Consider the following 26,971-nt stretch of genomic DNA (forward strand, 5'->3'; position numbering starts at 1 on the left):
GACAGGGCTGATCGGAGTCAGCTATGCTCGATTGGCGGGGCGACCTTGAATACCTCCGCCAGCGTCGTCACACCGGCGGCGACTTTCATCGCCCCGGATATTCGCAATGGTTTCATGCCTTCACGGAAAGAGAGATCGCGAATCTTGGCAATATCCTTGTGTTCGCTGATCGCCAGCTTGATGTCCGGAGAGAGCATCAGAATCTCGTACAGGCCAACGCGTCCGAGGTAGCCGGTCATGCGGCAATCGAGACAGCCGACCGGGCGGTAGAACCGCGATGGACGATTGGCTTTCCAGGGGGCGACCAACTGATCCCACATCGTCTCTTCGAGCGGGCTGGCTTCGTGAACCTGCTTGCAGTTCGGACAGAGGATGCGCACCAGTCGCTGGGCCATGACACCGAGCATGGTCGCACCGAGCAGATACGGTGGAACGCCGAGATCGAGCATCCGGGTGACCGCTGACGGGGCGTCGTTGGTATGCAGGGTCGACAGCACCAAGTGGCCGGTGAGTGCCGCCTGAATCGCCACCTCAGCGGTTGCGAGGTCGCGGATTTCGCCGATCATGATGATGTCCGGATCCTGCCGCATCAGGGCGCGCACGCCTTGCGCAAAACCGAGGTCGATGACGTTCTGCACCTGCATCTGGTTGAACGCCGGCTCGACCATTTCGATCGGGTCTTCGATGGTACACACGTTGACCGCCGGTGTGGCCAGTTGCCGGAGCGTTGAATACAGCGTCGTCGTCTTCCCCGAACCCGTGGGGCCGGTGACCAGGATGATGCCGTTCGGCCGTTCCGACATCTCTTTCCAACGTGCCTGATCATCGTCGGTGAAGCCGAGATCGGCGAAACTGCGGACCAGCACTTCCGGGTCGAAGATGCGCATCACGAGCTTCTCGCCGAAAGCCGTGGGCAAGGTCGATAGGCGCATTTCGGCTTCCTGCCCGTCAGCCGTGCGGGTCTTTATTCGGCCGTCCTGTGGTCGACGCTTCTCGACCAGGTCCATGCGGCCAAGAATCTTGACGCGGCTGACCATCGCCGCCATGACGCTCATCGGAATCTGGTACACCTGATGCAGCACGCCGTCGATCCGGAAACGGACGATGCCGAGTTCACGCCGGGGTTCGATATGGATATCGCTGGCGCGTTGCTCGAAGGCGTACTGCCAGAGCCAGTCGACGATATTGACGATGTGCTGATCGTTGGCGTCGAACTGGCGATTGGTCCGGCCGAGTTCGACCAACTGCTCGAACGACGAGAGATTGCCGCTCGGACCACCGAGTTGAGCCGCTTTCTTGACCGAGCGCGCGAGATTGTAGAACTCGACCAGATAGCGCGCCACGTCGACCGGGTTGGCCATCACCCGTCGAATGTCCTTCTTGATGATCGGCCGCATCTCCTTTTCCCAGTCTCGCAGAAAAGGCTGCGTGGTGGCGACGACGACCTCGCGCGCGGTGACCTGAACTGCCAGAATGCCAAAGCGTGTCGCGTAGGCACTCGACATCACCTCGGTGACGGCGGTGAAGTCGACCTTCAGCGGATCGATGTGCTGATAGTCGAGGCCGACTCTGGCGGCCAGCCACTCGCCCAGATCGTCGAGCGTCAAGGGCCGATGCGGCTCGCGCCGCGACTTCCACTTCTGATCGGCGATGAGCGACAGGGGATGCGCCACCAGACGCTTGAGACGGCTCTCCTTCAGCAGGACCTCGGCGTCTGGCGCGCTGACCATTTCGTCGTCGACCAGCCAGCCGAGGACCTCGGCCAGGGTCAGGCGATGATCGTGAACGGTGTTCACCACGGCTTCGGCCATCTGCAGTCTTCCAGGAAGGGAATGGAGCACTATACCGGACAAGGTCCGCTTGGCTCAATGCCGGCAGCCGGCTCTGTGGGCGGTGCATCCTGGCCGGAGGGCGGTGCATCAGAGACCAGCAGAGCGACCGGGAAGAAGGCCAGAAGGGTTCCCACGGCCAGCCGACGGGCCGCCGGGTGAACTTCGCCGGTGAAACGATTGCGCCATGTATTGGCGGCCAGTTGCTCGGGCAACTCGAGCAAGGTGTCGGCCCAGACGTCCAGGCCCAAGGGCAGTACACAGCGGTTGCCGAGTAGACGTGCCGGCAAGCGTGGTACGAGCGTGATTACGGCGCGACGGCCGTGTCTTCGGGCATAGGCGCAAACGTGTACGGCGTGTGCCCCCCTCACCTTCAACGGCAGGTACTCGCCATACGCGAAGACGTTCGCCCAGTGTGCGCGCAGCGCGAGGCCCTGCCAAAGAGTGTACAGCTTGATGCGCCCGTCGGTCATGTCGCTGGTCAGCGGTAGCAGACGCTGCGGCCATTGCTCGGGAGGCGCGTCGACCATCGCCCGCAGTTCGACGAGAAACTGGCCGCGCTGTGCGTAGTCCACGGGGCGACGATTATCCGGGTCGACCAGGTTGAACTGCCACAACTCGCAGCCCTGGTAGATGTCGGGTACTCCCGGTGAGGTGATCTTGATCAGTACCTGGGCGAGCGCGTTGATCAGCCCATGGTGGATGATGGCTTGCACCAGGGGCACGAAATCGGCCAGGAACAGGTTCTTGCCACCCGGCGCCAGCAGTGCCCCTACAAAACTGCTGACCGCACCCTCGTAATCGGCATTGACCTGGATCCAGGAGCTATGCTCCTTGGCTTCACGCAGCGCCTTGATCATGTAGGCGTCGATGCGCTCCCGGAAGTCGTCGAGAGCCGCGTCATCAGGCGGCGTCAGCGGCCAGGTCCCGACGAGCGTCTGGTAGAGCATGTACTCGTCGTTGCTCGACGGTGCGTCTACGCCGTCGAGCAGGCGCTTGCGTCCGCGATTCAGACGGCGCCAGCGCTTGAGCATCAGTTTCCACGCCGCCGGGATCTCGGAGAGGACATTGATTCGCGCGCGCGTGTCCTCGGAGCGCTTGCTGTCGTGCGTCGAAGTCGCCAGCATGTTGTGCGGCCAGCGGAGGGCGCGGGCGCGCGTCGCGGCGTGAAAGGCGGCCACCGACATGCCGAAGCGCCGTGGTTCGCCGCCGACGTCGTTGAGCGAGATCAGGCGGTGGTAGCGATAGAACGCCGTGTCCTCGACGCCCTTGGCCATCACCGGCGACGAGACCTGCTGGAACTTCATGGCGAAAGCCTGAACGGGTTCACGAAACGACGCGCTGCGGCCACGCGCGAGATCTGTGGTCAGCACGCTCTCGACGAAATCGTAGATGCCAGTATCGGCGACCGGGCTGCGCTTCTTGGCCACCGCCACGGCCCAGGCGATGTGGCGGCGATCGTCGGCGGATATCTCGCCGTCGGCAACATAGGTTCGATAGATCGGGAAACACGCCACGACTTCCACCAGCGCTTCGCGCAAGCCATTGAGGGTGAAGTCGCAGGTATCGCGGCTGGCGGCGGCAATACGCGCCAGGCGGTTGCCCAGAACCGTGAATTCGCTCGACAGCGAGGTGTGCATGATCAGCTTCTTGGCATCGTAGGCGAGTTCTTCGAAGTCGCTGGCGACACCGCTGAAGTCGCGATAGATGCGCGTCATTCGTCGCTCGGCCGAGCTGTCGACGAACAGGTTGTTGACCAGGTTGGCGAAGCGGTAGCCGGTTGCCCCGTGGATCGGCCAGTCGTCGGGCAAGCGCTCGTGGTCGGCGAGAATCTTTTCGATCACCAGATAGATCGGTAGCGGTTCGCCGGCAGCGGTCGGCCGGCCACCTACCGCCTGTTGAAGCATGCGGAAATACCCGCCCGGATCGTAAAGCCCATCGGGATGGTCGACGCGGAAGCCATCGATCTTGCCCTGGGCAACCAGATCGAGAATGAAACGGTGTGTGGCTTCGAACACCGCCGGGTCTTCCATGCGCAGTGCGGCCAGATCGTTGATGTCGAAAAAGCGCCGATAGTTGATCTCGTCGGAGGCGACGCGCCAATACGCCAGGCGGTAAGACTGGACCTGGATCAAGTCGTGCAACAGGTCGAAGCTGGCGGCTTCGCCCGGCCGGCCGTTGAACTCCACCAGATTCTCGGCGATATGATGAGCGATGTCGTCGCTGGCTGCCGTCAGCTCCGCGAGCTGACGTTTATGTACCTCCTTGTCCCGCTGACGTTCGGTCATGCGCGCTGGTTTGCCGGTGGTGCGGGCTGGCAGGTGGTCGAAAGCGGTAAGCAGGGTCTCCATTTCGCCGTAGCGATGGTGACCTTCACCGAGCACCGCCGCCAGGCGTTCTCGACGGTGGCCGAGGATGCGCGGATAGCTCGCCGGGTCTACCGGCAGCCGGTGCTCGTAGTAGAAGATGCTGAACTCTCCGCGTACCGCGTCGTACTCCAGACGCAGTTCACCCCGTTTGAGGACCCGGCCGTAGTGATCGCCCAGCAGTGGCAGGAGCACCTTGCCCTTGAGCTCCGGGTTGAGCGGCTCCCAGTCGATGTCGAAGAACGCGCCCCAGGCCGACGCCGGCCCGTTCTCCAGCACGTCCAGCCACCAGGCATTGTCTGACCCCATGACACCCATGTGGTTGGGGACGACATCGATCACCTGGCCCAGGCTGCTGGCCCTCAGCGCGGCGGCAAAATCCTCGTATTCTTGCGGCGTTCCGATTTCCGGATTCAACGCTGTGTGGTCGACGATGTCGTAGCCGTGCGTGCTGCCTGGGCGTGCTGTGAGGTAGGGCGAAGCGTAGCAATGACTCACTCCCAGGGCCGCGAGATAGGGTGCCAGCGCAGCGGCCTGCGCGAAGGTGAAGTCGCGGTTGAACTGCATACGGTAAGTGGCGCGCGGAATCACCGCGACACGCAGCGGCTGGGGTGGTTCTTCGCGCGCTACGACGGCGGTGCCGCGCTCCCGGATCAGGGCTTCACCGACGGCAGCAAAGCGGCCGTCGTTCGGCCAGTCCTCGAGGTCCAGCGGCAAGCGCCGCCGCCAGTTGGCATAGCGGTCGTCGCGGCTGCCCGGCAGGTTGGCCTGTTCGAGGACACCGAGGATGTCTTCGGGTTGAACCACCAGCAACTGTGCCGGCGTCCGTGCCAGGAAGGCGTGCACGCCGACCACGAAGTCCTGCGTCATCTCGGGTACCGAAACCGGGTGGCCGCTGGCTCCCTCCGGAAGTAACTGCGCGTGCTTCAGCGCCATCAGGAAGCGGGCACGATCCTGGGCACGTTCCACGACCATCAGGTCGTACTGATCCTCCGAGCGAAACAGTTGCAGCGCATGCCGCGCGTCGAGGTCGTGAGCTGACCAGAAGCCGCGCAAGGTCGGCAGGTCGTGAGTGCTCAGCGCAACCAGAGCCTGGCGCGGATATTCGGCTGGTGGCTTGAAGTTGCCCTCTGCGTTGCGCTCGCAAAGGAAGGTCCGGTAGGCGAGCACACCGGCGGCGGCCAGGCGGGGCCGAAAACCGTCGGGAACGGTGCCCAGTTCTTCGCCGATGAGCATGCAGCGGTTGCGCTGGCTCTCCAGCGCGACGATGCCGAGCAGGTCTTCAAACGGGTAGCTGACGTACGCGCCCTGGCTGGCCGGTAGGCCGGCCGGAACCCAGAACAGACGCATCAGCCCCATCACATGGTCGATTCGCAGCGCCCCGCAGTGGCGCATGTTGGCCCGCAGCACGGCGATGAACGGAGCGTAGGCGGCTTCCCGAAGGCGATACGGGAGCCAGGGCGGCAGCCCCCAGTCCTGGCCAGCCGGATTGAGCTCGTCGGGGGGCGCACCGATGTAGGCGCCGTCGGCAAGAACGTCCTGCCAGGACCAGGACTCCGATCCGCCAGGATTCACGCCCACGGCAAGATCCTGGTAGAGCCCAACACCGAGACCGCGACGGGACGCCTGCTGGCGGAGAACGGTGAGTTGCTCGTCGGCGAGCCACTGCAGCCAGGAAAAATACTCGACGGCCTCAGGCTGCTCGCTGGCGAAGGCAGCGACTGCTGGCGCCTGTGGTCGGCGGTATTCCTCGGGCCAGGCTGGCCAGCCCCAGACACTCGGGTCGTCTTGCCGGAAGTGTTCCTGCAAGGCCTCGAAGCGCGCGTGCCATTCGAGCGCCTGCCCCTGCTCGCTACGGAAACGGCGGAAGGCGCGGGCCCGGTGACTGTCATTGGCCAGGTGCTGATCGCGGAAGTGGCGGTAGAGCGTGGCCAGCACCTCGTGCTTGGCCGCCGACACCGCCTCGTAGTTCACCTGTTCGGCCGCCCGCAGGGGGCGGAGGCGGCTCTGGAAGCGCTCTGCGGCAACCAGGTTTCGCACTGCTGCGCACTCGGCGAACTCCGGAATCGCTTCCACGTCGACATACATGACGTTGACAAAGCAGCGGCTGGACGGGCTGTAGGGGCTGATCCGCATGGCGTCGTCCGGAAACAGCGCGTGCAGCGGACTGACCCCGATGACACCGCCGCCGGCTGCCGCCGACAGATCGACCAGGGTGCGCAGGTCGCCGAAGTCGCCGATTCCCCAGTTACGCCGCGAGCGCAGCCCGTAAAGCTGGACCGTCGGACCCCAGACACGACCCTCGCCGAGCACGGCGTCGGGTTGGAAACACCTCGGTGGGACGACGATCAGCGTCATTGCCACCAGCGACATGCCGCTGCGCCCAGGCTGCTCGACCTCGAGACGGTAGTAGCCCGGCGTGCTCAGTGCGGGCAGGCGCAGCTCGCCACGTATGAATTCGCTACTGCCGAGGCGCGTTTCGCCCAGTCGCGTCAGTTCGGACGGCTGGAATTCGCCGCTACTGGATGTCCCATCCTCCTGTGTCAGGATCCAGCGGTGCGGCTGGCTGCCGAGATCGGCAGCCAGCGAGACAGGGATGCCTGGCGTCGCGCCGGTGACCAAGACCTTGACCGGCGGCAGCGGTCGCCGCCACTCACTTTCCTCGATCGCCTGGAGCTGTGCCAGCGGGTCAGTTTCCGCAGGCAGGCGCATGGCGGCGAGCAGGGCGCGGAGAGTCGGCGCAGAGGTGGCATGTGATTTTCCCCAGGCGTCGTCGTAAGCGGTGGCGATCCCGTAATGGGCGGCGAGTCGAGCCAGCGCATCGAGGCTCTTGCCGGCAGCATGGGTCATGTGCTGTCTCCTTCCTGCAAATGCCAGGCCACCGACCACGGCGGCAGCCGCCCCTTGGCCAGCGTGGCAGCGTCGAGGTTGGCCGTGGCGAAGATCGCGGTTCCGATTGGTGGTATCGCTTCGGTTGCCTCGTCGCCGAGATTGGCGAGCAGTGCCAGTCGGCTACCGTCGCCGAGCCGCCAGTCGATGGCCAGGGCGTGCGCCGACAACAGGCAAAGGTGCGGATCGCCGTTACCCATGCCCGTCAGGCGCGGCACGATCGACTGCCGGCGCAGGGTGAGCAATTGCCGGTGGAGTTCGAGCGTCGCGCGATGCGGCACGCGCTCGATGGCGCTCCAGTCGAGCACGCAGGCCTCGAAGCTCGCCGCGGCGTTTGGATCGGGGATGCTTTCGCGTACCGCTGGGTCGGCGAATCGCGCGAAGCGGGAGAACTCTCGCCGTCGGCCTTCGGTGACCGCTTGCGCCAACTCCGGGCCGAAGTCGCAGAAGAAGAGAAAAGGTTGGCTGGCGGCAAATTCCTCACCCATGAACAACAACGGCGGCTGCGGCGCCAGTAGCAGCAGCGCGGTTAGCGCTTCCATCGCCGCCGGCGAGGCGAGGTGGCACAGGCGCTCGCCGAAGGCACGGTTGCCGATCTGGTCGTGGTTCTGCAGGAAATTGATGAACGCCGCCGGCGGCAGGTGGCCGCTGGCGTAGCCGCGCGGTTCTCCGTGCGCGAACGCCGAGGCTTCGCCCTGATAGGCGAAGCCTTCGCTCAGACAGCGCCCGAGCAGTCTTGCCGGTTGGGCAGCGTAATCGGCATAGTAGCCGTCGGTCTCGCCGGTAGCCAGCACATGCAGGGTGTGGTGAAGGTCATCGTTCCATTGTGCGGTGGCCAGCGTGGGCCGGTTGCTGTCGTCGCGGCCCAGGTAGCGTGCCTGATTGCGCTCGTTTTCCAGCACCAGGTGTACGTGCCGCGCGCGTCCCGGACCCGAACGGATGGCGTCGGCGATTTCCTCGATGATCTCCGGCGAACTGTCGTCACAGATCGCATGGATGGCATCCAGGCGCAGGCCGTCGAGATGGAACTCGTTCAGCCAGTACAGGGCGTTGGCGACGAAGTAGTCACGTACCGTACGGCAGTTGCCCGCTTCAAAGTTGATTGCCGCGCCCCAGGGCGTGGCATGGCGCGGATTGAAAAAGTCCGGGGCGTACGCGTGCAGATAGTTGCCTTCGGGTCCGAAGTGGTTGTAGACCACATCGAGCAGAACTATCAGCCCCCGCTTGTGTGCCGCGGCGATCAGCCGTTTGAAGTCCTCCGGCCGGCCGTAGGCGGCGTCCGGAGCGAACGGCAGAACTCCATCGTAACCCCAGTTGCAGCGCCCGGGAAAATCGGCTACGGGCATGATTTCGATGGCCGTAACGCCGAGCCGGACGAGGTAGTCGAGCCGCTCGATGGCGCCGGTGAAGTTCCCCGCCGGCGTGAAGCTGCCAAGGTGTATTTCGTACACCACCGCCGTTTCCCAGGGCCGGCCGCGCCAGTCGCCATCAGGCCAATCGAATGCCGTCGGCGCGATGACCTCGGAAGCGCCATGGACGTCATCCGGATTGAAGCGTGAGGCGGGGTCGGGAACGCGTAGCCCGTTTGGCAACCGATAGAGGTAGCGGCTGCCGGCGCGCGCTGACGGGACCATCAGTTCGAACCAACCCTCTGACGCGGCGACCATCGGCAGATCCTGTCCTCCGTCGAGTTGCAACCAGACGGCGTCTACGTCTGGCGCCCATAGACGAAATCGCACGCCTCCCGTGTCGACCGGCTCGGCGCCGAAGGGCATGCGCTGCCACCGCTTCATGTCTGCTTGCCCTCGCTCAGTACCGCCAGCGACCGGCTCTCCAGAAACACCGTGTCGCCACCCTGGAAACGAGCGCCGGCCAGCAAGCCGCCCTCGACGTGAGTGTCAAGAACCCTGTGCCACTCGTCCCCCGGCCGCACTACCGGCAGACGGAAGTCGACGCCCTCGTGGTGGCCGTTGATCAGCAGCAGGAAATTGTCGTCGCGGATCGGGCGGCCCCGCCCGTCGTGGTCGTCCATTCCTTCGCCATCCAGATAAACGCCAAGACAACGCACGAAATCGTGGTCCCATTCGTCGTCGTCCATCTCCTTGCCGTCGGGCTTGAACCAATGCAGGTCCTTGACTTCCGACCCGCGGATCGCGCGACCCTGGAAGAACTTGCGGCGCCGGAAAACGGGATGCTCGCGGCGTAGCGCGATGATGCGCTGTACGAAGGTCAGCAAATCGCGGTCGGCTGCCGAGAGATCCCAGTTTACCCAACTCATCTCGTTGTCCTGGCAATAGGCGTTGTTGTTGCCGTTCTGCGTGCGCCCCGTCTCATCGCCGGCCAGCAGCATCGGAACGCCCTGCGAGAAGAAGAGCGTGGCCAGCAGGTTGCGCTTCTGGCGCGCGCGCAGCTCGTTGATTTGCGCATCATCGGTCGGGCCTTCGGCGCCGCAATTCCAGGAGTTGTTATTGTCGGAACCGTCGCGGTTGTCTTCACCGTTGGCTTCGTTGTGCTTGTTGTTGTAGCTAACCAGGTCGTGCAGCGTGAAACCGTCGTGGGCAGTAATGAGGTTGATGCTGGCGTATGGCTTGCGGCCGCTGTGCTCGTAAAAATCGCTGGAACCCGTCAGCCGGCGGGCAAAGTCGCCGATCAGGCCACCGTCGCCCTTCCAGTAAGCGCGCATGGTGTCACGGTAGCGGTCGTTCCATTCGGTCCAGCCGACGGGAAAGTTGCCCACCTGGTAACCGCCTTCACCAAGATCCCAGGGTTCGGCGATGAGCTTGACCTGCGACAGCACCGGATCCTGCAGCAGGATGTCGAAGAAGGCGCCCAGTTTGCTCACTTCGTGGAGTTCGCGGGCCAGAGCCGAGGCCAGGTCGAAACGGAAGCCGTCGACGTGCATCTCCAGTACCCAGTAGCGCAGCGAGTCCATGATCAGTTGCAGCATCCGTGGCTGCTGCAGGTTCAGGGTGTTGCCGCAGCCCGTATAGTCCATGTAGTAGCGAGGATTGTCGCCGACCAGCCGGTAGTAGGTAGCGTTGTCGATGCCGCGAAGCGAGAGCGTTGGCCCGAGCTCGCTGCCTTCGGCGGTGTGATTGTAGACGACGTCGAGGATGACCTCGATACCGTGCGAGTGAAAGACCTTGACCATCGTCTTGAATTCGCTGATCGAACCCGACGAACTGTAGCGGTGGTCCGGCGCGAAGAAACCGATCGAGTTGTAGCCCCAGTAGTTGCTGAGCCCGTGCTCGACCAGGTGGCGGTCGATGACAAAGGCGTGGATCGGCAAGAGCTCGACCGAAGTGATTCCCAGGCGTTTGAGGTAGTCGATCACCGGCGCCGCGACCAGCCCGGCATAGGTGCCGCGCAAGGACGGCGGTACTTCCGGATGCTTCATCGTGAAGCCACGCACGTGCAGCTCATAGATGACCATGTCCGACCAGGGAATTCTCGGCGCTCGGTCGCCGCCCCAGGTGAAGGCCGGATCGATGACCCGGCATTTGGGCATTCCGCGGTGGTTGTCGCGGCTGTCGAAGGAGAGGTCCTGACGGGGGTCGCCGACGCGGTAGCCAAAGTGAGCGTCACTCCAGATCACCTGACCGACGATGTCCTTGGCGTAGGGTTCGATCAGCAGCTTGTGGGCGTTGAAGCGATGGCCACGCGCAGGGTCGTACGGGCCGTGCACACGATAGCCGTAGAGCAGGTCGGGGCGCGCCTCGGGCAGGTAGCAGTGCCAGATCAGATCGGTCTGTTCGCGCATTTCGATGCGCTGCACTTCGTGGCGTCCGCTGGCATCGAACAGGCAGAGTTCGACGCGCTCGGCGTGTTCCGAGAAAAGTGCGAAGTTGACACCTTCGCCATCCCAGCTCGCGCCGCGTGGAGCAGGTGTGCCGGGCCAGATGGCGGTGAAGGGCAGATTCATGTCGTTCCCCTACGTAGCATAGCGGGTAACATCGGGTACGTATTGACGCTTGCCCAGCACCACCACACCGCCCTCGCTGACCACGTAGCGTTGGCGGTCTGCCGCGGCGTCGAAACCAACGCGCGTGTTCGGCGCGATCTCGTTGTAGCGGTCGACAATGGTGCGTCTCAGGCGTGCGCCCTTACGGATGACTGCGTAGTCCATGACGATGCAGTCCTCGATCTCCACGTCCTCTTCGACGATCACCTCGCGTCGTAGAATCGAGTGGTCGATGCGCCCACCGTTGATCAGCGACCCGGCGCTGATCACGCTGTCCACGATCTCGCCCGCGATGATGCGTGGCGACGGCCCCTGGTAGGGACTGGAATTGATGAACCACTGTGGATTGAAGAGGTTGAAGCGCGGCTCGACGCCAAGCAGGTCGTAGTGGGCAGCATAGAAGGTGTCGATGGTGCCGACGTCGCGCCAATAGGCCTGCTCCTCGTAGTCGGCGACACCGGGAACGCGGTTGTCGGCAAAGTTGTAGGCAAACACGCGGTGAGTGCGAATCAGCCGCGGCAAGACGTGATGCCCGAAATCGTGTTCGCCGTTCTCGTTCGCTTCGCGCAAGGCGGTCAGCAGCACCTCGGTGTCGAACAGGTAGTTGCCCATGGAGGCGTAGGCGCGGCCCGGGTCGCCGGGCATTGGCGGGGGATTTTGCGGTTTTTCGAGGAAGCCGCGGATGCGACCTTGATCGTCGGCGTCAATAACGCCGAAGCCGGAGGCTTCGGCCAAGGGAACGGGAAGCGCAGCCACCGACGCGTCGGCTGAGTGCTGACGGTGGAAATCGATCATCTGCCGCACGTCCATGCGGTAGATGTGGTCCGCGCCAAAAACGGCAATCATGTCGGGTTTGTGGCGCTGAATGAGATTGATGTTCTGGAAAATGGCGTCGGATGTTCCCTGGAACCACTCCGGGCCCTCGCGCATCTGTGGGGGCACAATGGTGATGAACTGGCCGGCGACCCCGGGGGCTCGCGTCCAGGCCTTGTTGACGTGTTCGATCAGCGACTGCGACTTGTACTGCACCAGGATATAGATGGCTTGTATCCCGGAGTTGGTGAGACTGCTCAGCACAAAATCGGCGATCCGGTAGCGGCCGCCGAAGGGTACCGCAGGTTTCGACCGCTCTGCCGTCAGCGGATGCAGTCGCGAGCCCTGGCCACCGGCAAGGACCATAGCGAGAACTTTCATGTCTGGCCTCCTGTTGTTGTTTGCATCATGTTCAGGTCGCGTCCTGGCGACCCAAGGTTCTTAGCAGGCTGAATAGCGGGATCGACAGCCAGTCCGGCCGGTTGCCCATTTCGTAGCGCAACTCGTAGAGCACCTTGTCGATCAGGAAAAAGTCGATCAGCCGTTCCGCGGCGTCAGGCTCCGCAGGCCAGGCCGGACAACCTGGTATAGCCTTGCGGTACCCCGCGAGGAACGCTTCGCCCGCGCCGTTTTCCCAGTTCTCGACGAGAACGCCGACACGCTGGCGGTCGGCAGGACTTTCGGCGGTGGCGTGCCTGCACGCAACCGCCGCGGCATAGCTCAACGAACGCAGCATGCCGGCTACGTCACGCAGTGGCGAATGCTTGCGGCCGCGCTCGTCGAGCGAACGCGCTGGCTCGCCTTCGAAATCGGTGATCACGAAATCGTTGTCTACCCTCAGCACCTGGCCGAGGTGGTAATCGCCGTGATGACGCATCTTGAAGGCGGAAATTCCCGCCAGTGCCTGCGGCGAAATGCGGTCGAGCAGCGCTGGCCTAAGTGAGGAGATGCGGTTGCTGGCGATGCGCAAGTCGTCGGACAGGCTATCGCGGCGCCTTTCGAGTTCGTCGAGCGTCGCCACAGCCTCTGTCTGCAGCGCGCGCGCCCAACCGGCGAGATCCGCCGCTGTGATTGGCTCGGGTTCGAAAGCGGGGTCGCCGGTCGAGCGGCCGAACGCCTGATGCAGCTCCCCGGTGCGGCGGCCCAGCAACTGCATCAGGGTGAAGAAGTAGCTGTGGGGATTGGCGGCGAGAGCGTCGGAGCCAGCTTCGGGTTCGGCCAGGAAGCGCTCGAGGTAGTCCACGGCGAACGTCCAGCAGTCACCCTGATTTTCGACGTAGCCCTGGAGGAGCGCCAAGGTCATTACCTGTCCGTCGCCACGCCGGAAATAGATGGATCCGGCGAGCGGCGCGATGTGTTCGAATGGTGACTGCTCGGTCAGGAAGCGGCCCAGTTCGACTTCGGGGTTGCCTCCCGACTGGAGACGACGATAGCCTTTGAGGAACAACTGGTTGCCGAAGTACACCGCGGTATTGCTCTGCTCCACCGCCGGATGGCGCACCGGCGCCTCGATGCTGCCGGCGAGTCCGGCGAAGGCGGGGGTCGCGCGAAATTCGAGGCGGCCGCGGCCAAACGGAAGCGACAGGTTCTGGCCGATGCCGTCGACCAGGGCGCGGCAGAAGGCATCGTCACCGAAGGCTCCATAGAGGAGGCCGGTCCGGTCCTTTTGTCTCACTCGTGCCAGAGTCCATGCCGCCAGCGCTGTACGCTGTTCCTCGGCGGTTTCTTCGTCCCAACCAATGGCCAGCGGCAGGAAGTAGAGTTGCGACGGCAGCCCGGCGCATTGCACCTCGACGACGGTGAGCAGCCAGCTACCCCTGGCGGTGTCCCACGCGGCCTGCTCCAGGAGCTTGACGCGATTGATCTGGTGGCCCTTGGCGGCGAACCAGCGTTTGGTCTCCAGATAGGGCACGAGCACCTTGCTCTGGAACTGTTCGCGAGTAGTCGCCGTGATCGCGCGGCGCACGGTGGTGGCGCTGGCCCGGCCTCCGGAAAAAGTGAGCCAACCCTCGGTGAGTACGAGCACCGGCAATTCCGGCCGTGCCAGGCGCTCCTCGTGCCAGAAGGGTACCTCGACGTTGGTCGCCAGGCGGAAGCAGTAGGTGCCGTGGCCAGCCAGGGTCAGCAGATAAGGCAGCTCGCCGATCGGCGGAAAGGCAGCGCGCCCGAGTAGTTCAACAGGTACCCGCGCCTTGAAGGCGGCCAGGTCGAGTTCAACGGGTTGGGCATTGCGCGACAGGTTCACGACGCAGAGCAAGGTCTCGTCCTCATACTCGCGGACGTAGGCGAGAATCTTGCGGTTGCCGGGTTCGAGAAACCTGATGCTGCCGCGGCCGAAGGCCTTGTAGCTCTTGCGCGCGGCGATCAGGCGCCTGGTCCAGTGCAGCAGCGACGACGGGTTGCGCGCCTGCGCTTCGACGTTGATCGCTTCGTAGCCGTAGATCGGGTCCATGTTGGGCGGCAGAAAGAGCCGCTGCGGGTCGGCTTTCGAAAAACCAGCGTTGCGGTCGGGGCTCCACTGCATCGGTGTGCGCACGCCGTTGCGGTCGCCGAGATAGATGTTGTCGCCCATGCCGATTTCGTCGCCGTAGTAGAGGACCGGCGACCCGGGCAGCGTCAGGATCAGGAAGGTTACCAGCTCGATCTTGTGGCGGTTGTTCTCCATCAGCGGAGCCAGGCGGCGGCGGATACCGACGTTCACCCGCATGCGCGGGTCGGCGGCGTACATCTGGTACATGTAGTCGCGTTCGCGCTGGGTGACCATTTCCAGCGTCAGTTCGTCGTGATTGCGCAGGAAGATCGCCCACTGGCAGGTATCGGGGATCTCCGGTGTCTGGTTCATTATCTCGATGATCGGATGGCGCTCCTCCTGCGCGACGGCCATGAAGATTCGCGGCATCACCGGGAAGTTGTACGCCATATGGCATTCGTCACCGTCGCCGAAGTACTCGCGCACGTCTTCAGGCCACTGGTTGGCCTCGGCCAGCAACATCCGATTCTGGTAGTGGGCGTCGATCACTGAACGCATCTGCTTGATCACGTGGTGGGTCTCGGGCAGGTTCTCGTTGGCCGTTCCCTCGCGTACGCACAGGTAGGGGATGGCGTCCAGGCGCAGCCCATCGACGCCGAGGTCCAGCCAGAAGCGCATGATGCGGATCACGGCGCGTACTACCGCCGGATTGTTGTGGTTCAGGTCTGGCTGGTGCGAGAAGAAGCGATGCCAGTAGTAAGCGCCGGCGACCTCGTCCCAGGCCCAGTTGGATTTCTCCGTATCGGTGAAGATGATCCGCGTTTCGGGAAACTTCTTGTCGGTGTCCGACCACAGGTAGAAGTCCCGTTTCGACGACCCGGCCGGTGCGCGGCGCGCCGCCTGAAACCAGGGATGCTGGTCGGAAGTATGGTTGATGACCAGTTCGGTGATCACCTTCAGTCCGCGCCTATGCGCTTCTCGAATGAAGTTGCGAACGTCGGCGCGGGTACCATATTCGGGGTGGACGTTGTGATAGTCGGAAATGTCGTAGCCGTCGTCGCGGAACGGCGAGGGATAGAACGGCAGTAGCCACAGGGTGTTGACGCCGAGATCCTGCAAGTAGTCGAGCTTCTCGGTCAGTCCCCTGAAGTCGCCCATGCCGTCGCCGTTGCTATCGAAAAAGGCCTTGACGTGCAGCTCGTAGATGATCGCATCCTTGTACCAAAGCGGATCGCTTTGCCACTCGATGTCGGCCGACGGGGCGACTGTTGCGAAGCTGTTGTGGGTCTGCTGCATCATGGCCTCCATGGAAAGAAAATACTTGCCTAACAGTTTTCTGGCTAATAGTATTGCACAAATGTATTTAACTGACAACGGGGAGCTCGCCCGGTGAACAACCAAACTACCAAGCTGGCCGATTCTCAGGTGATGACTGGCGATGATCGCACCCGCCGCGCCGAGGTAAGCGCGGAAAATTCTGAAGCTGCCGACGAGACCTTTGGCCAGATTCTGCAACTTGTGCGGGTGGTTCAAAAAGGCATGCAAAGCATTGACGACAGTCATGGCCTGAGTGGCGCGCAGCTATTGGCATTATGGCAAATTTCGGCGCAGCCTGGCGTGCGCGTTGCGGAGCTGGCCAAGGCACTACACGTCAAACCTTCTACCGCCAGCAACCTCCTGGACAAACTCGAAGTTCGTCAGTTGGTTCGCCGCGAAAGGCACGGCGAGGACACGCGCGTTGTCTGTTTGCATCTGACTCAGGCGGGCCGCAAGCAGATGATGGACATCCCGGGCCCGCTGCATGGCCGCTTGCGTGGCGCATTGGCCAGCATGCCCGCCCCGCTCTTGGCAAACTTGCGCGCGGGCTTGGCGTCTTTGCTTGATCTCGTGAGTGACCGACCAGAGACGCCATGACGAGGCGCAAGGCAAAGATTCACGAATCGTTTCTTGCCGGCTCGTCAGGTTGGCTTTGCCTTCGTCGGAACGGTCATTACTCGGCAGTCGTCAAATCGGGCTGCGACGTGGCCGAGGCGTGTTGAGTGTCAGCCCGCAGTTGATAACCTGTCCCAACGTAGCCGACCAACGGTAGTCAGGCTCGATGAAATCAACACTACCAGCATGACGGCGCCATCAACGTAGGCAGGCAGACTCATCGCCTCCTTGGCGGGAAGAAAAAGCAGCACGGTGATCAGTCCGCGAGGGGCCAACCAGATGAGCCGATCGATCAGCTCAAGGCAGGCCAGCCGCAATATGACATAGCGACTGACATAGATTACCAGCAGCACCACGCCAGCCGCCACCCAGGCTTCGATGGAAATCAAGGTCGACAGGTCGGTCCAGCAACCCAGCAGAATGAAGAAAAAGCCTCGCACGGCGAAGGTCAATTCCTTGGTAAGCAGCTTGAATTCGTCCAGGGTCGCTTCATAGCGGTCATCGAGCAGGTGCCTGAAAGGACGGAGCCGGGTGATCAGAGTCGGATTGTTGAGAGCGAGACCAAGCAGCACGATCATGATCAGGGGCGACAGGTGCAGTAGTTTTCCAGCCGCATAGAGACCGAACATCCCTGCCAGCAAGGGGATAAAGCGGATATGGCCGTCGATGCGCAACATGATCAAGGTCAGGCCGATGGCACACAGCACCGCCAGCACGAGAGAGATGATGCCACCGCCGGCCAGCGCAGTCAGGATGCCAATGGCCGAACCGTCGGAATGCAGCAGTGCGAAAAAAAACATGACGCCCAGGATGTCCGACACAGAGCTTTCGTAGAGTACGAATTCGCGCCCGTGCTGCGGCAGAAAGCCGCTGCTGGGAATGGCGACGGCACTGCTGATCACGGCGAAGGGTACCGCCAGGATCGTGGCCTGGAATATCGACAGCGGCAAGACAAAAGCAACAAGAGATGCAAACGCGGCAGTACAGACGACGAAACCTGCAGTGGCCATCACGAACGCACCAGCCGCGGCTCGCAGCCGCTCGCGGCGTAACTCGATGTCCAGCGCGCCCTCCAGAACGATGAGCACCAAGCCAACGGTACCGAGGACGGGGACCGCCTCGTCAATACCGGCAAGGGAGACATCGAGTGCCGCGAGCACCGGTTTGCCGATCAACCCGGTGGCGATCAGCACAACGACCGAGGGAACGCCTACGATACGACTCATCCGCTCCATGCCGAAGGCGAGCAGCAGGAATACGGAGGCAACGAAAATGGCTTGATAGGTCATGAAATATCCGAATGATGCGGCTCGCGCCGCGACTTCCACTTCTGATCGGCGATGAGCAACAGGGGATGCGCGACCAGACACGACGATACCGAACGGCGGAAACACAAGAGGACAGAGAGAACCAAGATGATTGAGGAGGGTTCGGGAACCCCGAAAACAGCGGATATGGGGAGCACGCTGGCCGTACCACCGAGATAGTCAAGCCCGCACATATTTTCCTCGACGACGATGACCACATGGTCTGGCTGTGGCAGCGCCCAAACTGATGCCGCGCTGGACGAGAGAGCCGCTCCTGCCAGAACGGCCCGCAAAAATACCTGAACCGAGGGTTTGCGCACGGCTTCCATATTTCTGTCTCCTTCCTGTTCATTCGCCTCTGAAGACACTACCTTATCTTGTCGCCTGACTTGGGTAAAGAACCTTGCCGTGAGAGCAGCCCTGGAGCTCGTTGGGGTTCGTTTCTCACCCCAGCCTACAGCCCAGTTGCCCGCCAGAGCGCGAGCTTCTTTTCGAAGGCCAGCGTGTAGGCCGGGCTGCTCGACGGCAGCACCAGGGCCTCGTAGCCGTTCTGCGCAAACCAGGCGACGAACTTGCCGGCCGTCTGGCCATTGAAGCAGACGCGCGCGAGCTGCGGCGCTTCACTCCGCAGGCGGGAGAAATCATTGACCTGTGGCGCCTGAATCGCCGAGTCGAGCGCGCCCTGCCGCTGACACTGGCGATAGACATCCCACACGCCGATGCCATGGTGCAGCAGACAGCGCTGCTTTTCGGTGTAGTCGAGTTCAGCGAGGGGCTCACCGAGGAGTGCGCCGAGCAAGCGCCAGAACTGATTCTGGCGGTGCGCGTAGTACTGCTGCGCGGCGAGCGATGCCGGCGACGGGAAGCTGCCGAGAATCAGGGTGCTGACGCCGGCATCGAGAATCGGTGGCAGACCGAAAAGCAGCTCCGGCCTGCCACCGCTCATCAGCGGCTACTGCCCAGCGACAGGGCCAGCATCAGGTCGTTGATCCGCTTGACGAAGCCTGCCGGATCATCGAGCGATCCACCTTCGGCCAGTGTTGCCTGTTCGAGCAGCAGGTTGGCCCAGTCGTCGAAGCGCGTTTCTTCATACTTCAGCCGCTGTACCGCCGGATGCTTGGGATTGATCTCGAGGATCGGCTTGTTGGCCGGTGCCTGCTGGCCGGCGGCCTTGAGGATTCGCTGCAGGTTGCCGCCGATGTCGTACTCGTCGGCGACGATGCACGAAGGCGAATCGGTCAGACGGTGCGTGACGCGAACGTCTTTGACCTTGTCACCCAGCGTCTTCTTGACCTTGTCGAGCAGATCCTTGTACTCGTCGGCGGCTTTTTCCGCCTCCTCCTTTTCGGCCGCATCCTCGAGCTTGCCGAGGTCGAGCCCGCCCTTGGCTACCGACTGCAGCGGCTTGCCGTCAAACTCGGTCAGATGACCGGACACCCACTCGTCGACCCGGTCCGAGAGCAACAGCACTTCGATCCCCTTCTTGCGGAAGATTTCGAGGTGCGGGCTGTTCTTGGCAGAGGTGAAGGTTTCCGCGGTGACATAGTAGATCTTCTCCTGCCCTTCCTTCATCCGCGCCACGTAGTCAGCCAGCGAAACATTTTCCTCCGGCGTATCGGCATGCGTCGAGGCAAAACGCAGCAGCTTGGCGATCCGCTCCTTGTTGGCGAAGTCCTCGCCGGCGCCTTCCTTGAGCACACGGCCGAACTCCTTCCAGAAGGTCGCGTACTTTTCCTTGTCGGCGGCGTCGTCACTGTCGGCGAGGCCTTCGAGCATGCCGAGGACCTTCTTCACGCAGCCGCCACGAATCGTTTCGATATCGCGTGACTGCTGCAGGATTTCACGCGAGACGTTGAGCGGCAGGTCGCTGGAGTCGACCACGCCGCGCACGAAGCGCAGGTAGAGCGGCATCAGTTGCTCGGCATCGTCCATGATGAAGACGCGGCGGACGTAGAGCTTGATGCCGTGGCGCGAAGTGCGCTCGAAGAGGTCGAACGGCGCTTTCGATGGAATGTAAAGCAGTTGCGTGTATTCCTGCTTGCCTTCGACGCGGGCATGGATGTGCGCCAGCGGGTCCTCGAAATCATGCGCCACGTGCTTGTAGAACTCGTTGTACTGTTCGTCGGTGATCTCCGATTTGGGGCGAGTCCACAGGGCCGACGCCTGGTTGACGGTCTCGTCTTCGTCGCTGACCACCTGTTCCTTCTTTTCCTCGCTCCATTCTTCCTTCTTCATCACGATCGGAAGCGTGATGTGGTCGGAGTACTTGCGAATCGTCTGACGGACCTTCCAGCTCGACAGGAACTCGTCCTCGCCGTCGCGCAGGTGCAGGATCACTTCGCTGCCGCGCTCGGCCCGGTCAACCATCTCGATGGTGAAGTCGCCCTCCCCGGCCGACTCCCAGCGGATCGCCTGGCTGGCTTCGAGGCCGGCTCGACGCGAGATCACGGTCACCTTGTCGGCGACGATGTACGACGAATAGAAGCCGACACCGAACTGGCCGATCAGGTGCGCGTCCTTGGCCTGATCGCCGGTCAGTGCCGAGAAGAACTCGCGGGTGCCCGACTTGGCGATTGTTCCGAGATGCTCGATCGCCTCGTCACGCGACAGGCCGATGCCGTTGTCGGTGATCGAGAGCGTCCGTGCCTCCTTGTCGAAGGCGACGCGGATTTTCAGGTCGCCGTCGTCACCGTAGAGCGCGGTGTTGTTCAGCGCCTCGAAGCGCAGCCTGTCGCACGCGTCGGAAGCGTTGGAGATCAGCTCGCGCAGAAAAATCTCCTTGTTGCTGTACAGCGAGTGGATCATCAGGTTTAGCAGTTGTTTGACTTCTGCCTGAAAACCAAGTGTTTCCTTTTGGGCACCCATTGAGAACTCCGTGAAAAGCGTTGATGAAAAGGGAATCAAACCAGGCGATAGCGTGCGCAGCACACAATGGGGTAGGAAATGGGGGCGGTCGATGGCATTTCAAGTCTCGATGCGCAGGTACTCGACGGCCAGCACCTCGACCTGACGCCAGCCGGCCGGACTCTGAAAACGCACCGTATCGCCCGGCCGTGACTTGAGCAGTGCCCGCGCCAGCGGCGAAACCCAACTGATGCGTGCGCGCGCAGAGTCGGTCTCGTCGACGCCGACAATCTGATAGGTGCTTTCCGCCCCCTGCTCGTCGCAGAGGGTCACCGTCGCCCCGAAAAATACCTGTTCGCTGTCCTCACGCCGCGCCGGATCGACAATCTCTGCCAGATCCAGGCGCCTGGTCAGGAAGCGGATTCTCCGGTCGATCTCGCGCAACCGGCGCTTGCCGTAAATGTAGTCGGCATTCTCGGAACGGTCGCCGTTCGATGCCGCCCACTGGACGACACCGACTACCTGCGGCCGCTCGACGCGCAGCAGGTGCTCGAGTTCCTCCTTGATCCGCGCGTGCCCGCCGGGCGTGATGTAGTTGCGGGTTCCCGGCGGCAGCCTGAAGGCGGGATCGAGAGCCCCATCGTGCTCATCGTCGTCATCACTCGCCACTTCGCTGGGGATGCCTTTCTCGTCAATAGCCGATATTGAACGCCGCCACGTCAATGCGTACCGTATCGCGCCCCAGCGCCAACGCCGTGTAGCGGGCAAAGCGTATCGCCCAATCCTTCCCCTCGATGAAGCGCTGCTCACCGCCGTAGCGGGCGACATTGAGAATCTTGTCGATAATCAGCACCTTGCCCATCGGGTTGCTGGGTTCGCACTCGAGGTCCGCGAACTCTTTCTCGAACCAGCGACGCGCTTCCTCGGGAGAGCCTGCAGCAAGTTCGGCGGGGGAAAACTTGAAGTCATACTGCCTGTCCCGCGCAAACGCGACAATTATGTGATAAACCATCTGCCTCCTTCCGGCGGTGTCTCAAGGTTACCAAGACTATAATTCCACCCTCTATTCTATTCGCAAAAGCGCCTCATGCCGCAAGTCCCGCACGCGCGCGCGCCGAGTTTATCGCCGGCGCCCGTGCCTTCGCTCCGATGAGCATGAGCATCATTCCTTTCGCCGCCGTTGTTTTTTGTCGGTGGCGCGCCTACCATATCTCCAGACCTGCCGCGCACCACCGCTGCCGTACTCGCGGCCCTCATCGCCTGGCCGACGCGCAGCGCCTTGTTGACCGTCGTTCTTGCCATGCTTGCCTGGTGGGGGCCGCAAGCCCTGCTCGGCTAACCGAATCACGAACCTGGGGATAAACGCCGACCATGCTCACCGAAGAACAGATGATTGAAACCCGCGCCACCCTTAATGAACTGCATATCGAGCATCGCGACCTCGATCTGGTGATCGATCACCTGCTGCTCAGCCAGCCGCCCGACGAACTCCTCATCCGGCGGCTGAAAAAACGCAAGCTGCTGCTCAAGGACCGCATCACGCACCTTGAGCAGATGTTGACGCCGGACGTTCTCGCCTGACCACGGCCACTGGCGCCGACCGGCCGCGGAACAGGGCATGGAATTGATCGTTGCCGGGCACCGCTGCCGCATTGCCACCGGTGGCCAGCCCTTCGACCCCAGCCGTTCGCCGTGGCCGCCATGGCTCCTGATCCACGGTGCTGCCAATGACCGCGATGCCTGGCACGCGGTCGCCGGCGGTCTGGCTGCCGCTGGTTGCGCAGTACTGGCCCCTGACCTGCCCGGCCACGGCTTGTCGACCAGCCCCGCTGTGCAGCGCATCGAGTCCCTGGCCGATTGGTTGCCAGCGCTGCTCGACGCCGCCGGTGTCGAGCGAGCCATCCTGGTGGGCCACTCGATGGGCTCGCTGGTCGCCCTCGAGTGCGCCGCGCGTCACCCGCAACGCGTCAGCCGCCTGGCGCTGCTTGGATCGTCAGCGCCGATGCCGGTCGCCGACAGCTTGCTCAGTCGCGCCGCAACGCATCCCGACAGCGTCCAGCGAATGATCACCGAGTACTCGCTGACCGCCCGCTTTCAGCTTACCGGCGGGGGCGGCGGTCACGGCATCTGGGGACCCGGCGTCACCCTGGCGATCATGCGCCGCAGCCCGCCCGGCGTGCTGGCGATCGACCTGGCCATTTGCAATAGCTACCAGCGCGGCCTCGAAGCCGCAGCTCAGGTCGACTGTCCGACGCTGCTGCTCGTCGGCCGCAGCGACCGGATGACCCCGCGCCGCAACCTGCAGCCGCTGCAATCGGCCTTGCGCCGGGTCCGGCGCGCCGAGATCGCCGATTGCGGACATGCGATGATGAGCGAGCAGCCGAAGGCGGTCGTCGCCGAGTTGCTGGAGTTCGTCGCCACCCCGGTCGCGCCTGCCGCCACGGTCACTGCGTAGCCTCGCCGGAACGCGCCAGAACGATAACCGCGGTGAGGATGATCGCGCCACCGGCGATCTGCCAGCCGCCGATAGCCTCACCGAGAAAAATCGCGGCCAGAACGACGGTCACCACCGGTTCGAGCGTCGACAGCGTCGCCGCATCGGCGGCTCCCAGTCGCGCCATGCCGGCAAAGAAGGTGATGATCGCCACGACGGTCGACAACAACGCGATGCCGCCGACCGCCGCCCAGGCCAGAGGCGAATCCGGGAAAGCCGGCCCACGCCAGAGCACGATCAAGCCATAGACGGTCGCTGCCGAGAGCATGATTACCGTCGCCGATGGCATTGCCCCGGCCACCGGCGCCACCCGCTCGCCGACCAGGATGTAGACCGAGTAGATGAGCGCCGCAGCGACACCGAAGAGAATGCCGAGCACGCTGCCCTCGAGGCTGCCGCCAACCGCCAGACCCGTCCCGAACAAGGCAGCCGCTACCGACAGCAGGCGCAGCAGCGTCAAGCGCCGCCGCGCGAGGATTGCCGTGAGCACGGTGACGATCGCCGGGTAGAGGTACAGCAGCAGCGCTGTCAGCCCGGCAGTCGCATACTGGAGCGCCGCAAAATAGCAGAACGACTCGCCGAGATAGCCAATGCCGCCCATCGCCACCAGCGCCAGCAGGTTGCTGCCGCGCGGCCACGGCATCGCCCGTGCGGTCATCACCACCGCCATCAGCAAGCCGGCCAGGGCAAAACGCAGGAACAGCATGCTCGGCAGATCGACACCCTCGGCGTAGGCCAGCTTGGCAAAGATCGGCATCGCCCCGAAGCCCGTCGCCGAAGCGACGATGCAGACGAAGCCGATGAGGCGCGTACGAGGGGATGAAGCAGTCATCGCGGCGAGGCCCTCGCAGACGGTGCCGCTACAGGGACTGAGGTTGGCATGAGGGGCGTCAGGGTACCACGGCTGCTGCCTGGTGAAAGCGGACACCGTCCGGATTTTCTGGACGCTCCACCAGATGCTGGCTGGCCAGATCGGCGGCAAGCAGGGGCTCGGGTCGACGCTGATCGTGCTGCTCGCCGTCGCGTTGATCGTCACGCCGACGATCATGCTCGGCAGCCAGTTCGGCGATTCGGTCCATGAGCTGATCAACCTGGAAACCTCTATTGATGACACGAGAGTCCCTCGACACACCCGCTGCGCGGGCTGCTCAGGGCGAACGGAAGCTCACCCGTTGGGTGAACTGAACAAATCCCGTGCGTGCTGAGCCTGTCGAAGCATGAACTGAATTTTCCTCCGCGAACCGAGGTTTTCAGGATCAGGGGACAGCGCCCGGCTGAGCACGAGCGGCTGAGTGCTGAGGCGCAGAGATTCGAGCATCGAGACCCGACAAACGGGCCGTCTGTGAGCCACTCTGCTCATGCCAATAGTGACCGGCAGCAAGGTGATGCGTGTGCTTGCCATCGAAAAGGGCGAGCCGCACGTTGACATCGGGCAGTTCAATCATTCGAGCGTGTTTGGCTGATCAACAGCGCTACGATATTGCGCGATGTCTTCTTCCAGGATGGAATGGAGTTGTTCATTGGTCAGCGCTGGCGGGAGGTGTTGGCTGTTCCGCATCAGCCGCGCGTCCGCGTGGGCCTGCCCGAAGTGGTCAAAGTCGATGTTGCGCAGCAGCCGAAACAGGGTGTCGGCGTGTGGCAGGGTATCGATCTCCGGGAACAGCAGGTGGAGACCCTGCCCTCGCGAAGGCGGGGGTTGGCCATGAACTGGGGACGGGATATTTCACGGTTGGTCTCGCGCCGAGGGGAGGGCTGAAAGACGAACATCAGCAGGCCGTAAAGCCGCAGTGCACGGGAAGCTCCTCAGCGATCTCCACGGCGCTGAACACGCGACCGCAGCGGACCCATTCCCACTTACTCGCTGCAACCACCGCGACACCTCCGGCTGAAACGTCGATCAATGACGCTCCACCTGGCCTGCCAGAAGTCCCCCCTGCTGTTTAACCTCCTTGTGCGAAACCTTTTGTTCCGACTCACCCCCAGGCCTTGAAAATACACGGCTGGCGCACTCATGCGTCAGGGCTGTAGGTCGCCAGTCGATCGCCGGTGTCGTCAATAACCGTTGGCAGTGGCCGTCGTCAACCAGTCAGCCAAAGTGCCCATCAAGGTGACGTCGTTGCTGATCGCTGGCACCAGGTAGTAGACATTGCCGTCCTTGGTGCCAACGTAGGCGTTGCTCTTGGCGTAGTAGCGGTAGAGGTAGCCGCCGGCCGTCAGCGTGGCGGGGCTGGCGGGCTGCACGTACTGTGGGTAGGCGGCTTCGAGGTAGTTGAGCACGCGGTCGGTATCGCTGGCAGCGGTCGTCGGCAACTCTCTGGCCGTATTCACCATGGCCAGGTTTTCTCTGACCAGCGGCCCGGAAACGGGCAAGCTGACCACTGGCAAGGTGTCAAAGGCACCGCCGGCATTGATGATCTGCAGCGCGGCAATGCCATCCACCACGCCCAAGCTTGGCAGTGTGACCTTGCCGAACACAGTGAAGCCGCCGTTCTGCTTGTCCAGATTCGCCGAGTTGTTGCCCAGGTTGACGAACCATTCGCTGGTCGCACTGTTGGCGTTGCCGCCAAGCTTGGCCATCGCCACTGTGCCGCGCAGGTTCGAACGTGTGGCACTGAACTCGTTTTGCACCGCCGCCCCTTTGACGACGGGGGTCAGCGGTGGAAAGGTGTAGCCGCCACCTTGCAAGACAAAGCCCGAAGCCAGGCGATGAAAGAAGCTGTTGTTATAGGCGCCGCTGTGCACGTAGCTCAGGAAGTTGGCCACTGTCAATGGTGTGGCTTCGTCATACAGATGGATGTCGATCGGACCTTTGACGGTGTCGATCCGCACCATCGTTGCCAGTGCCCAGCCCGGCGCAGCCAACAGAGCGGCTATCAAGATGCAGTATTTCCAACCCAAACTCATTGCAGTCAAAGCATTCTCCGCAATCGACAAGGTACCCACGACGGGCGGGAGGGCATCTTTCCCGAAGCGCCTCGACACTCGCTTCAGCAGAGCACCCACTTGCCGCCATTGATCGAACGACAGAAATGCAATGATGGCAACCTGAGTATATGGCCGCCATTTGGCAGCGTCAATCTTTCGACCTGGGACGGATCAGCGGAGAAGATCGGCGGCAGGCGGTCAGCGCGAACGAGGCAGCGAGGGGGGCGGCTTGGTCCACAATGGTTCCCAACAGGCATTTGGCGTGAGTTTGCACCGACTCAGTCTCATGGCGTAAGACTGCCTTCGCCTCGGAGAAGAGAAATCGCCATCCGGGCGATGGTTGCCCACACGCTAAGTCCCTTACAATCACGGTCTGCAGTACGTAGATACGCAGCAGGTATCGATCGGTCGTGCCGAGGCGCCGGGGCTTGGAACCCGGCTGTTCTGCTCTGGCCGGCGTGGCCGCTCCTGGCCAAAAGCGCGTTGGGGTGAGGCACGAACCCCAACATTTCAGGGCAGCCGATTGCCCGGCGAAGGCGGCGTTGGGCTTCCTTCGTCAGCCCAACGGGCTTCGGCTCCGCGCACCCGCACCTTGACCCGGTTTCAATCCGCGCCCCTCGTTGCCGAGGGGCGATGCGCCTTGGGCGGAGTTGGCGTAGCCCGTGGTGTTGTTTCAATCCGCGCCCCTCGTTGCCGAGGGGCGATGCCTCCGTTGCGCATCGGGCTGATGTCAAATGGATGGATGTTTCAATCCGCGCCCCTCGTTGCCGAGGGGCGATGCTTCGCACGACGCTGGATAGGTCTGGCGAAAGCTGTTTCAATCCGCGCCCCTCGTTGCCGAGGGGCGATGCCGCGCTCTCCGGCGGCGACGGCGGGGAATGTGATGGTGTTTCAATCCGCGCCCCTCGTTGCCGAGGGGCGATGCCCGGCGGCGGATGCTGTGATGCAGATTGTCTACCAGTTTCAATCCGCGCCCCTCGTTGCCGAGGGGCGATGCCCGATCATCAGCGCAGCAGCGCAGCCCCGCTGGGACCGTTTCAATCCGCGCCCCTCGTTGCCGAGGGGCGATGCGAACGCCGAACCATCGTGCAACGTCGCTGATCTGGTTTCAATCCGCGCCCCTCGTTGCCGAGGGGCGATG

At 63.0% G+C, this 26,971-nt stretch carries 20 protein-coding genes and 1 CRISPR repeat array; of the genes, 6 read left to right on the plus strand and 14 right to left on the minus strand.

Translation table 11 applies throughout. From position 1 onward, the window contains the following. Window positions 1-17: 17 nt before the first annotated feature. From tfpB to treS, 6 genes are read right to left on the minus strand one after another with little or no spacing between them, the layout of a single operon-like run. A complete protein-coding gene (gene tfpB / locus ACCAA_RS13115) occupies window positions 18-1,811 on the minus strand; it encodes a type IV pilus assembly ATPase TfpB (protein ID WP_186407697.1) in 1,794 nt (597 codons plus the stop codon). Window positions 1,812-1,840: 29 nt separating this feature from the next. Next, window positions 1,841-7,045 (minus strand): malto-oligosyltrehalose synthase, encoded by a 5,205-nt coding sequence (locus ACCAA_RS13120; RefSeq protein ID WP_186407698.1) that lies wholly within the window; start codon window positions 7,043-7,045, stop codon window positions 1,841-1,843. Next, window positions 7,042-8,877 (minus strand): malto-oligosyltrehalose trehalohydrolase, encoded by a 1,836-nt coding sequence (gene treZ, locus ACCAA_RS13125; protein WP_186407699.1) that lies wholly within the window; start codon window positions 8,875-8,877, stop codon window positions 7,042-7,044. The genes ACCAA_RS13120 and treZ overlap by 4 nt, the downstream gene beginning before the upstream one ends. Beyond that, a complete protein-coding gene (gene glgX, locus ACCAA_RS13130) occupies window positions 8,874-11,006 on the minus strand; it encodes a glycogen debranching protein GlgX (protein ID WP_186407700.1) in 2,133 nt (710 codons plus the stop codon). Before glgX ends, treZ begins: the two co-directional genes overlap by 4 nt. A 9-nt stretch (window positions 11,007-11,015) precedes the next feature. After that, window positions 11,016-12,239: a glucose-1-phosphate adenylyltransferase gene (locus tag ACCAA_RS13135; RefSeq protein WP_186407701.1), complete on the minus strand. Its 1,224-nt coding sequence runs from the start codon at window positions 12,237-12,239 to the stop codon at window positions 11,016-11,018. Between the two features lie 31 nt (window positions 12,240-12,270). Beyond that, a complete protein-coding gene (treS, locus tag ACCAA_RS13140) occupies window positions 12,271-15,624 on the minus strand; it encodes a maltose alpha-D-glucosyltransferase (RefSeq protein ID WP_186407715.1) in 3,354 nt (1,117 codons plus the stop codon). Window positions 15,625-15,717: 93 nt separating this feature from the next. On the opposite strand from treS, the gene ACCAA_RS13145 reads away from it, so the two are divergent. Further along, window positions 15,718-16,242 (plus strand): MarR family winged helix-turn-helix transcriptional regulator, encoded by a 525-nt coding sequence (locus tag ACCAA_RS13145; RefSeq protein WP_186407702.1) that lies wholly within the window; start codon window positions 15,718-15,720, stop codon window positions 16,240-16,242. A 128-nt stretch (window positions 16,243-16,370) separates the two neighbouring features. Here the strand turns inward: ACCAA_RS13145 and ACCAA_RS13150 are convergent, their stop codons facing one another. The 6 genes from ACCAA_RS13150 to ACCAA_RS13175 all read right to left on the minus strand — a co-directional run bounded on the left by ACCAA_RS13150 (window position 16,371) and on the right by ACCAA_RS13175 (window position 21,423). Further along, window positions 16,371-17,549 (minus strand): cation:proton antiporter domain-containing protein, encoded by a 1,179-nt coding sequence (locus ACCAA_RS13150; protein ID WP_186407703.1) that lies wholly within the window; start codon window positions 17,547-17,549, stop codon window positions 16,371-16,373. Next, the gene (locus ACCAA_RS13155) at window positions 17,546-17,896 is read right to left on the minus strand and encodes a PEP-CTERM sorting domain-containing protein (protein ID WP_186407704.1); all 351 of its coding nucleotides are present in this window, start codon (window positions 17,894-17,896) and stop codon (window positions 17,546-17,548) included. The genes ACCAA_RS13150 and ACCAA_RS13155 overlap by 4 nt, the downstream gene beginning before the upstream one ends. A gap of 125 nt (window positions 17,897-18,021) precedes the next feature. Further along, window positions 18,022-18,513: a DNA-deoxyinosine glycosylase gene (locus ACCAA_RS13160; protein ID WP_245754567.1), complete on the minus strand. Its 492-nt coding sequence runs from the start codon at window positions 18,511-18,513 to the stop codon at window positions 18,022-18,024. Beyond that, the gene (gene htpG / locus ACCAA_RS13165; RefSeq protein WP_186407705.1) at window positions 18,513-20,432 is read right to left on the minus strand and encodes a molecular chaperone HtpG; all 1,920 of its coding nucleotides are present in this window, start codon (window positions 20,430-20,432) and stop codon (window positions 18,513-18,515) included. The genes ACCAA_RS13160 and htpG overlap by 1 nt, the downstream gene beginning before the upstream one ends. A gap of 99 nt (window positions 20,433-20,531) precedes the next feature. Beyond that, window positions 20,532-21,080, minus strand: coding sequence for a transcription elongation factor GreB (greB, locus tag ACCAA_RS13170; protein ID WP_245754568.1), 549 nt, complete (start codon window positions 21,078-21,080; stop codon window positions 20,532-20,534). A gap of 22 nt (window positions 21,081-21,102) precedes the next feature. Continuing rightward, on the minus strand, window positions 21,103-21,423 hold the full coding sequence (locus tag ACCAA_RS13175; protein WP_186407706.1) for a hypothetical protein: 321 nt from the start codon (window positions 21,421-21,423) through the stop codon (window positions 21,103-21,105). Between the two features lie 168 nt (window positions 21,424-21,591). Here ACCAA_RS13175 and ACCAA_RS13180 point away from each other — a divergent pair, with 168 nt between their 5' ends. Genes ACCAA_RS13180 through ACCAA_RS13190 form a run of 3 tightly spaced genes read left to right on the plus strand, consistent with a single transcriptional unit; the run spans window position 21,592 to window position 22,866 of the window. Then, the gene (locus tag ACCAA_RS13180) at window positions 21,592-21,750 is read left to right on the plus strand and encodes an AzlD domain-containing protein (RefSeq protein ID WP_186407707.1); all 159 of its coding nucleotides are present in this window, start codon (window positions 21,592-21,594) and stop codon (window positions 21,748-21,750) included. Window positions 21,751-21,782: 32 nt separating this feature from the next. Next, window positions 21,783-21,992: a DUF465 domain-containing protein gene (locus tag ACCAA_RS13185; protein WP_186407708.1), complete on the plus strand. Its 210-nt coding sequence runs from the start codon at window positions 21,783-21,785 to the stop codon at window positions 21,990-21,992. Between the two features lie 37 nt (window positions 21,993-22,029). Further along, window positions 22,030-22,866, plus strand: coding sequence for an alpha/beta fold hydrolase (locus tag ACCAA_RS13190; protein ID WP_186407709.1), 837 nt, complete (start codon window positions 22,030-22,032; stop codon window positions 22,864-22,866). On the opposite strand, the gene ACCAA_RS13195 is transcribed toward ACCAA_RS13190, so the two are convergent. Continuing rightward, complete coding sequence (locus ACCAA_RS13195; protein ID WP_186407710.1) at window positions 22,856-23,737, minus strand: DMT family transporter; 882 nt, start codon at window positions 23,735-23,737, stop codon at window positions 22,856-22,858. The genes ACCAA_RS13190 and ACCAA_RS13195 overlap by 11 nt on opposite strands. Window positions 23,738-23,819: 82 nt before the next feature. Here ACCAA_RS13195 and ACCAA_RS13200 point away from each other — a divergent pair, with 82 nt between their 5' ends. Beyond that, window positions 23,820-24,110: a hypothetical protein gene (locus ACCAA_RS13200; RefSeq protein WP_186407711.1), complete on the plus strand. Its 291-nt coding sequence runs from the start codon at window positions 23,820-23,822 to the stop codon at window positions 24,108-24,110. Window positions 24,111-24,412: 302 nt separating this feature from the next. Beyond that, the gene (locus ACCAA_RS13205; protein WP_186407712.1) at window positions 24,413-24,661 is read left to right on the plus strand and encodes a hypothetical protein; all 249 of its coding nucleotides are present in this window, start codon (window positions 24,413-24,415) and stop codon (window positions 24,659-24,661) included. Window positions 24,662-24,957: 296 nt separating this feature from the next. Here ACCAA_RS13205 and ACCAA_RS13210 read toward each other — a convergent pair whose 3' ends face one another. Then, on the minus strand, window positions 24,958-25,782 hold the full coding sequence (locus tag ACCAA_RS13210; RefSeq protein ID WP_245754569.1) for a peptidylprolyl isomerase: 825 nt from the start codon (window positions 25,780-25,782) through the stop codon (window positions 24,958-24,960). A 648-nt stretch (window positions 25,783-26,430) separates the two neighbouring features. Further along, a CRISPR array of direct repeats spans window positions 26,431-26,901; the repeat unit is 37 nt; unit sequence GTTTCAATCCGCGCCCCTCGTTGCCGAGGGGCGATGC. Window positions 26,902-26,971 lie beyond the last annotated feature (70 nt).

This window comes from Candidatus Accumulibacter aalborgensis, assembly GCF_900089955.1.
GTDB classification, from domain to species: Bacteria; Pseudomonadota; Gammaproteobacteria; order Burkholderiales; family Rhodocyclaceae; genus Accumulibacter; species Accumulibacter aalborgensis.

What these genes read in the sequence shown, in the direction of transcription:
- tfpB (WP_186407697.1), bottom strand. Translation starts at nt 1,811, where the DNA reads ATGGCCGAAGCCGTGGTGAACACCGTTCACGATCATCGCCTGACCCTG.
- ACCAA_RS13120 (WP_186407698.1), bottom strand. Translation starts at nt 7,045, where the DNA reads ATGACCCATGCTGCCGGCAAGAGCCTCGATGCGCTGGCTCGACTCGCC.
- treZ (WP_186407699.1), bottom strand. Translation starts at nt 8,877, where the DNA reads ATGAAGCGGTGGCAGCGCATGCCCTTCGGCGCCGAGCCGGTCGACACG.
- glgX (WP_186407700.1), bottom strand. Translation starts at nt 11,006, where the DNA reads ATGAATCTGCCCTTCACCGCCATCTGGCCCGGCACACCTGCTCCACGC.
- ACCAA_RS13135 (WP_186407701.1), bottom strand. Translation starts at nt 12,239, where the DNA reads ATGAAAGTTCTCGCTATGGTCCTTGCCGGTGGCCAGGGCTCGCGACTG.
- treS (WP_186407715.1), bottom strand. Translation starts at nt 15,624, where the DNA reads ATGCAGCAGACCCACAACAGCTTCGCAACAGTCGCCCCGTCGGCCGAC.
- ACCAA_RS13150 (WP_186407703.1), bottom strand. Translation starts at nt 17,549, where the DNA reads ATGACCTATCAAGCCATTTTCGTTGCCTCCGTATTCCTGCTGCTCGCC.
- ACCAA_RS13155 (WP_186407704.1), bottom strand. Translation starts at nt 17,896, where the DNA reads ATGGAAGCCGTGCGCAAACCCTCGGTTCAGGTATTTTTGCGGGCCGTT.
- ACCAA_RS13160 (WP_245754567.1), bottom strand. Translation starts at nt 18,513, where the DNA reads ATGAGCGGTGGCAGGCCGGAGCTGCTTTTCGGTCTGCCACCGATTCTC.
- htpG (WP_186407705.1), bottom strand. Translation starts at nt 20,432, where the DNA reads ATGGGTGCCCAAAAGGAAACACTTGGTTTTCAGGCAGAAGTCAAACAA.
- ACCAA_RS13175 (WP_186407706.1), bottom strand. Translation starts at nt 21,423, where the DNA reads ATGGTTTATCACATAATTGTCGCGTTTGCGCGGGACAGGCAGTATGAC.
- ACCAA_RS13185 (WP_186407708.1), top strand. Translation starts at nt 21,783, where the DNA reads ATGCTCACCGAAGAACAGATGATTGAAACCCGCGCCACCCTTAATGAA.
- ACCAA_RS13190 (WP_186407709.1), top strand. Translation starts at nt 22,030, where the DNA reads ATGGAATTGATCGTTGCCGGGCACCGCTGCCGCATTGCCACCGGTGGC.
- ACCAA_RS13195 (WP_186407710.1), bottom strand. Translation starts at nt 23,737, where the DNA reads ATGACTGCTTCATCCCCTCGTACGCGCCTCATCGGCTTCGTCTGCATC.
- ACCAA_RS13205 (WP_186407712.1), top strand. Translation starts at nt 24,413, where the DNA reads ATGGAGTTGTTCATTGGTCAGCGCTGGCGGGAGGTGTTGGCTGTTCCG.